The sequence below is a fragment of the uncultured Rikenella sp. genome (assembly GCF_910579375.1).
Taxonomy (GTDB): domain Bacteria; phylum Bacteroidota; class Bacteroidia; order Bacteroidales; family Rikenellaceae; genus Rikenella.
This window is the reverse complement of record NZ_CAJTUJ010000100.1, coordinates 1-6,886: the sequence shown is the minus strand read 5'-3', so window position 1 is coordinate 6,886 and position 6,886 is coordinate 1. Positions and strand designations below refer to the sequence as shown.

Sequence of the window (6,886 nt, the reverse complement as noted above, 5' to 3'; positions counted from 1 at the left end):
TCTTTTCGCGCGCTGGCGGAAATCTTATTCAAACGCACATCATGCGTTTGAATGATTTCCTACTCCAGCTGTCGCGCGCGGGTCGAGTCCTGCCCCGCCTCAAACGGTTCTTTCTGTGAACAGAAAGAACCAAAGAACCGACGCTGCCAGCGAGGGCAATGCAAACGTAGTTTGCAAATGCCGAGCGGCGAGGAGGAGCCGAGTAGCGTTCCGAGAGCAGAGACCGTTTACGGGCTATGCAGAAGTAGCACGAGGAAGACGAAGACAACGCGTAGCCAAACTTTAGACGGATGCTTGCGCACCCTCAAGCTGCCGGCGGCCCCATCCATTCGGCAAACGCTGCCGACAGCCCAAACCAACGAACCATAGCTCTCTTCGTCCGCATCCGCCGAAGGCCTCGTCAATCGAAAAAACTACAAACAAAAAAGGTGTTCATTTCCTAAAACAGGAAACAGACACCTTTTTTTGATTTTGAAAGCTCGGAGACGGTAATACTCAACCGCTTTACAATATCGTCAGAACATAATCGGAAGGAGCCTACCCCAAGGAAGAGAAGCCTCTCCGGCAACATCCGAACTACTCAGCCGAAGCTTCAGCCGTTACCGACACGGCCACTTCCGCTTTGATATCCTTGTAGATCTTGACCGTAGCTTTGTATTCGCCGATCTGCTTGATCGCATCGACCTTGACGTGACGTTTGTCGATCGAGAAGCCCTTCGCTTCGATCGCATCGGCCACCTGTGCCGCCGTCACCGACCCGAAGATCTTACCGCCTTCGGCCACCTTCACAGCGATAGCTACCGCTACCCCGTTCAGTTTATCGGCCACAGCCTGAGCGTCGGCCACCATCTTCGCCTCCTTGTGCGCCTGCTGTTTGATTTTTTCAGCCAGCACCTTCTTAGCCGAAGCGGTCGCAGCCGCCGCATATCCTTGCGGAATGAGGTAGTTGTTGGCATACCCCGGCCGCACGTTTACGATCTGATCCTTATTGCCGAGGTTATCGACGTCTTGTTTCAGTATGATTTCCATAATGTATTCTCTGCTCCTCGGTTAGGGGTTATTTCAACAAGTCGGTTACGAACGGCAGGATAGCCAAGTGCCGTGCCCGTTTCACCGCCGTAGCCACTTTTTTCTGGAACTTCTGCGAAGTCCCGGTCAGCCGGCGGGGCAGAATTTTCCCCTGTTCGTTCAGGAACTTTTTGAGGAATTCGGCGTCTTTGTAATCGACGTATTTGATCCCGGCTTTCTTGAACCGGCAATATTTTTTCTTCTTGACCTCAACGGATACCGGGTTGAGGTAACGGATTTCGGATTGGGGTGCTGCCATGATTACTCTTGAGTTTTAGCTGCGTTGATGTTTCTGCGTTTTTCGGCATATTCGGCCGCGTACTTGTCCTGTTTGAAAGTCAGGAAACGGATGACGCGTTCGTCGCGACGGTACTGGGTTTCGAGCACGTCGATCAGTTTGCCTTCGCCTTCGAACTCGATCAGGGTGTAGAACCCGGTGGTCTTTTTCTGGATCGGATAGGCGAGCTTACGCAAACCCCACTCTTCGGTGTAGTTCACTTTGCCGCCGTTCTCGGTGATGACACCCTGGAATTTGCCGACCAGCTCTTTCAACTGTGCGTCCGAAAGAACGGGAGTCGCAATGAAAACGGTTTCGTAACGGTTCATAAGTTGTCCGTAAAGAAATGATGAATAATGAGTTGTTTCGTCGCACCCGTCAACAGAGCGCGTTTCGAGCCGCAAAGGTAGCTTTTTTTTCGGGATGTACAAACCGGCGGGACGATTTTTGCCGACGGACACCGGGGCGATCGGAAGCGGACTCGCCAGCCGGAAGAGTCAGGAGAGGAGAATAATAACTCAAAACGTCCGATTTGTAACATTATGAATGCAAAGACAAAACATTTCGGCTTTTTTTCGAATTATATTTGTGTTCTTTGTAGCGGGAGATTTATTTTGTATTTATCATTATCGTCCATTGTATGTCGGAGCAAACCAAGAACAATAAGGCGGAACGTGCGTCGTCGTTGTGGCAGTTCGTGACCCACTCCGCTTCCGGCCCCCAGTCTCTGGAGCTGACCCGAAACCTGCTCGGCGTGGTAGAGAGCGGGACGAAAGTCGTCCATTATGCCGGGGAGAGCTATCGAATCGGCGACAAGGAGCTTTTCCTGCTGGCGCCGGGGAAACATTACGTCGAAAACCTGCCGGCCCGGAACGGGCCGTATAAGGAGACCTGCCTCGCGTTCGACAACCAGGAGATGGCGGGAGCCTTGTCGGCGCTCGTGACCTTGTACGGGATGGAGCTGGAGCTGCCGGAGGCGGCGCAGGCCGATCTGACGCTGGGACACGTCAGCACGCGGCTGTGGCCGGAGATGCGGCTGTTGTTCGATTCGCTGATGCCGTATATGGACACGGACTACCTGACGTCGCATCCGCAGCTGATGCGCCTCAAACTGGCCGAATTCGCCTACATGGTGGTGGCGCACAAGGAACACGGGTTGCAGTACAAACTGCTGCGGTGCGTCGAGCGGCTGGCCGACCCGTTCGAGAGCATCATCCGGAACTCGATCTTCGAAGACCTCTCGATCAGCGAGCTGGCGCAGCGGACCAACAAGAGCCTGACCTCGTTCAAGAACGACTTCCTGCGGATATTCGGCATGACGCCGCACCGGTGGATTCTGAAACAGCGGCTATTGCATGCGCGGTTAGAGGTGGTATCGACCACCAAACCGATCGCACAGATCGGGTACGAGTGCAAGTTCGACAACATCTCGCACTTCATCAAGCTCTTCAAGCGGGAGTTCCAGATCACGCCGCTCTCGCTCCGGCAGGAGTATCGCCAGTCGGCGGGGATGGCGGGAGAGGCGTAAAGACTATTCGACGGCAACACCGGCGGAATACGCAAAGGGGCAGGATGGTTTTCATCCTGCCCCCTTTTTGTTCCTGCCTTTTTTTGTGCGTTAAGCCACGCTGGCGAAAAACCCGCCTATACCGTCAGGTCGAGTTCGTCCCGCAATTTGAGAATATTCGGATTGAGGCGCACCAGATACTGCAACTTATCTTCCGTCGAAACCGGTTTGTACTCCTGCTGCACCTCGGTCACGACGACCGTCACCGTCGCCGCCGCTCCGGTCAGCTGGCGCAGGTCGCGCTCGATCTCCCACTTGGCCTGGTTGATCTCGTCGGCCAGCACTTCGTTCGGCACGGAGACGAGCACTTCGCTCCCGCGAATCTGTCGGGCCGTCAGCGCCGTCGCCAACCGAGGTCGTTGCCGCTCCATCCAAAGCCGCAGCAAGTCATCGTATTTTTCAGTAATCACCCTCTCTGCCTCCCCCGGCGTCACCTCACGAACAGAGCCCCCCTCCTCTCGTGGCGCCACCTCGGCCGATGCCACCGCCCCTTCGGTCGCCCCTCCTCCTGCCGCAGCCTGTAAATTCGTGATCGACACTCCCGTAATCGATCGTCCCGCCGCCCGTCCCGGCTCCGGCTGCGCCACAGGTCTCGTCGCCTGCGCCGAAACCGGAGAGGTCGTCGCAGCCGGTGCAGACCGCCCCACCGCTTCCCGCACCGGTTCCGATTTCGGCTCCGGTGTCGGTGTCGATTCGGAAGGAGTCGCTGCCGTTCCCTCCGGCACCGTCCGCGCCGCCGGCACGGCAGGATTCACCACCGTCGCCCCACCCCCGCCATTCGAAATCGCCGGCATGGGATACCGCCCCACTCCTGCCACCAGCACCAGAGCATCCGCCTCCGAATCTCCGCCCGCCTCAGCACCTACGGTGTCATCTTTTTTTTTTAGCCCTCCCAACCCGCACAACTTGATCAACGCCAATTCGGCATGCAACCGCCGATTGGTCGCCGTCCGATAGCCGGTATCGACTTGAGTCAACAGGTTGATAGCATTAAACAGGAAGCCCGTATCGCACCCCTCCGCATTCGCCTGCGCCCGGTACCGCTCGGCCACCTGACCGGTCACCTCCAGCAACCCGGCCGTCTGCGGATTCTTGCACATCAACAAATCGCGCATATGCCCGTTGAGCCCGGCGATAAAAAGCTGCCCTTCGAATCCCCGCCGCAACACGCCGTCGAACAAGGTGAGCAGCTCGGCATAGTTTCCCGCCAGAATCAGATCCGTCGCCGCGAAATAGGTATTATAATCCAGTACGTTCAAACTCTCGGCCACCTTGTCGCCCGTGAGTTGCGTCCCGCAGAACGAAACGACGCGGTCGAACATCGACAGCGCATCCCGCATCCCGCCGTCGGCCCGCTGGGCGATCACGTGCAGCGCTTCGTCGTCATAGGTCACCCCCTCCTGGCCGGCAATATACTGGAGATACTGCACGGTATCCTCGACCCGTATCCGGTTGAAGTCGTAGCACTGGCACCGTGATAAGATGGTGGGCAGGATCTTGTGTTTCTCGGTCGTGGCCAGAATGAAGATCGCATAATGCGGCGGCTCTTCCAAAGTTTTCAGAAAGGCGTTGAAGGCGTTGGCCGACAACATGTGCACCTCGTCGATGATATAGACGCTGTAGCGCCCCACCTGCGGCGGTATGCGCACTTTTTCGGTCAGCGCCCGAATGTCTTCCACCGAGTTATTGGAGGCGGCGTCGAGTTCGTGGATCGAAAACGACCGCCCTTCGTTGAAAGCCCGGCACGACTCGCACTCTCCGCACGCCTCATGCTCCGATGTCGGGTTCAGGCAGTTGATGGCTTTGGCGAAAATCCGCGCACAGGTGGTCTTCCCCACCCCCCGAGGCCCGGTGAAGAGGTAGGCGTGCGCCAGCTGTCCCCGCGCAATGGCGTTCCGCAGGGTCTCGGTAATATGAGCCTGACCGACGACGCTGCGAAAGGTGGCGGGACGGTATTTTCGAGCTGATACGACGAATGATTCCATCATTCTACAAAGATAATAAATGCACTTCGCATTCCAAACCTCTTTTCTCTTATACCATTCCTGTCCTGGAGTGAACTGTTCTCTTTGTGAACAAAGAGAACCAGAAAACCGACGCAGCAACCGAGCGCCATCAAACTTGTTTGAATGGCCGAGGTGCAAGGAGGAAGGCGTAGCCAAACTTTAGACGGATGCTCACGCATCCTAAAGCTGCCGGCAGCCCAAATCTCGGTTTGTTCGTTGGGCTGTGGTTTTCCGGCGTGGGCGCATTGGGGTAATACTCGCATTATAGCGCCCCGCCGAAAACCCAGCCCGACAGACTCACGAAGACTGAGGACTGCGGAGCCTAAGGAGTAGCGTAGCTATCACGAAAGTCTTTTGGGTACCTTTTCTTCAGAACCGAGTAGCGTTCCGAGAGCAGAGACCGCTTGCGGGATTTGCCGAGGTAGCACGAGGAAGACGAAGTCAAAAGGTACGGTTCCAGCCGGCACAGAAAAAAGAATACGAGAGAGGTTGTATGCAAATCGCATGTACATCATATCCCGTTATTTTGCCACAAAACGGTTTAATAAAAACGGATATAGCCATGTACAAGTATGCCAAAGACGGCGTTACCGTATCCTCGGTACTCGACACCCGCCGCGCCAAGAAGAACGGACTCTTTCCCGTCAAAATCCAGGTCGCCTACAAGCGCGTCCAGAAATACTACCCCACCGGGAAAGAGCTCGACACCGCCGAGTGGAAACGCCTGCTCCGCACCCGCAGCGGCTACCTGCTCGAAGTGCGCCGCGACATCGGCAGCTCCTTCGACCGCATCAAGCGGCACGTTCAGGAGCTGACCGAAAAAGAGCCCTTCTCGTTCGACGCCCTCAACCGGCTCCTCAGTCGTGGCAAGGGCGACACCCTGAACAGCCTCTTCCGCCATCGGATCAGCCGCCTGACCGCCGAACAACGAGTCGGCAACATGCTCTGGTACGACAACGTCTTCAAATCGATCAAACGGTTCTCCAGCCGAGCGATTCCGCTCACAGCCGTGACGGTCGTCTGGCTGCGCCGCTACGAGAAATTCCTGCTCGGCGAACAGAAAAGTCCCGTGACCATCTGCATGCACATGCGCGCGATCCGCGCCCTGCTGAACGAAGCCCGCAAAAACGGCAACCTGCTCGACACCCAATACCCGTTCGGGCAGGGAAAATTCGAAATCCAGGAGGGCGAGGGCCGCAAAATCGCCCTGAATCTCCGCCAAATCAAACAGATCGTCGATTTTTCGAACGGCAATCCGACTACGGCTCACTATCGCGACCTGTGGTTTTTCATCTACCTCTGCAACGGGATCAACGTAGCCGACCTCATCCGGCTCAAATATGCCGACATCATCGACGGCGAAATCTGTTTCGTTCGCCAAAAGACAGCCCGCACCACCAAAACCCGCAAAGAGATCCGAGCGATCATTACTCCCGAGATGCGCGCGATCCTCAGCCAGTGGGGCAATCCGCCCTCCCCGGAGAACTTCCTGTTCCCTTTCCTGAACGGCCATGAGAATGCGATGGAGCTGAAAATCAAGACACAGAACCTCACCCGCCAGATCAACCGCCACATGCACCAAATCGGTCTGGCATTGGGCATCGGGCCGATTTCGACCTACACGGCACGTCACTCGTTCGCCACCATCCTCAAACGTCAGGGGGCCAACATCAGCTACATTTCCGAATCACTGGGCCACAGCAACCTAAGGACGACGGCCTGCTATCTGGCAGGGTTCGAGAAAGACGAGCGGATCAAAAACGCGCGCCTGCTGACCGACTTCAAGAAATCCAAGAAATGACGCCCCCACATGAAACGAACATTCGACTCCATCCGAGCGACCAATATGTAAATTGTATGTACGTCCCCAAAATCGGTTTTCAACAACCTCCTGATCTTTTGAATGTTCACTCCGAATTTTCACCTCCTTGCCTCTGTTTTGCAGACAGAGGCGGTGACGGTGACGGC

At 56.2% G+C, this 6,886-nt stretch carries 6 protein-coding genes; 2 read left to right on the top strand and 4 right to left on the bottom strand.

What is annotated here, in order from left to right; genetic code table 11:
• Nucleotides 1–576: 576 nt before the first annotated feature.
• Genes rplI through rpsF form a run of 3 tightly spaced genes read right to left on the bottom strand, consistent with a single transcriptional unit; the run spans nucleotide 577 to nucleotide 1,674 of the window.
• A complete protein-coding gene (gene rplI / locus QZ302_RS07755) occupies nucleotides 577–1,029 on the bottom strand; it encodes a 50S ribosomal protein L9 (RefSeq protein ID WP_294594227.1) in 453 nt (150 codons plus the stop codon).
• A gap of 28 nt (nucleotides 1,030–1,057) precedes the next feature.
• Nucleotides 1,058–1,327: a 30S ribosomal protein S18 gene (rpsR, locus tag QZ302_RS07750; RefSeq protein ID WP_027291133.1), complete on the bottom strand. Its 270-nt coding sequence runs from the start codon at nucleotides 1,325–1,327 to the stop codon at nucleotides 1,058–1,060.
• A 2-nt stretch (nucleotides 1,328–1,329) separates the two neighbouring features.
• The gene (gene rpsF / locus QZ302_RS07745) at nucleotides 1,330–1,674 is read right to left on the bottom strand and encodes a 30S ribosomal protein S6 (RefSeq protein ID WP_294594224.1); all 345 of its coding nucleotides are present in this window, start codon (nucleotides 1,672–1,674) and stop codon (nucleotides 1,330–1,332) included.
• Nucleotides 1,675–1,985: 311 nt separating this feature from the next.
• Between rpsF and QZ302_RS07740 the strand changes: the two genes are divergently transcribed.
• Entirely contained in the window at nucleotides 1,986–2,873 is an 888-nt protein-coding gene (locus tag QZ302_RS07740; RefSeq protein WP_294594222.1) for an AraC family transcriptional regulator, read from the top strand.
• 116 nt (nucleotides 2,874–2,989) lie between these two features.
• Here the strand turns inward: QZ302_RS07740 and QZ302_RS07735 are convergent, their stop codons facing one another.
• Nucleotides 2,990–4,900 (bottom strand): DNA polymerase III subunit gamma/tau, encoded by a 1,911-nt coding sequence (locus QZ302_RS07735; protein ID WP_365320719.1) that lies wholly within the window; start codon nucleotides 4,898–4,900, stop codon nucleotides 2,990–2,992.
• Between the two features lie 580 nt (nucleotides 4,901–5,480).
• Between QZ302_RS07735 and QZ302_RS07730 the strand changes: the two genes are divergently transcribed.
• Nucleotides 5,481–6,719 carry a site-specific integrase gene (locus QZ302_RS07730; protein ID WP_294594220.1) on the top strand — a complete coding sequence of 413 codons (1,239 nt, stop codon included), beginning with the start codon at nucleotides 5,481–5,483 and terminating at the stop codon, nucleotides 6,717–6,719.
• Nucleotides 6,720–6,886: the final 167 nt, after the last annotated feature.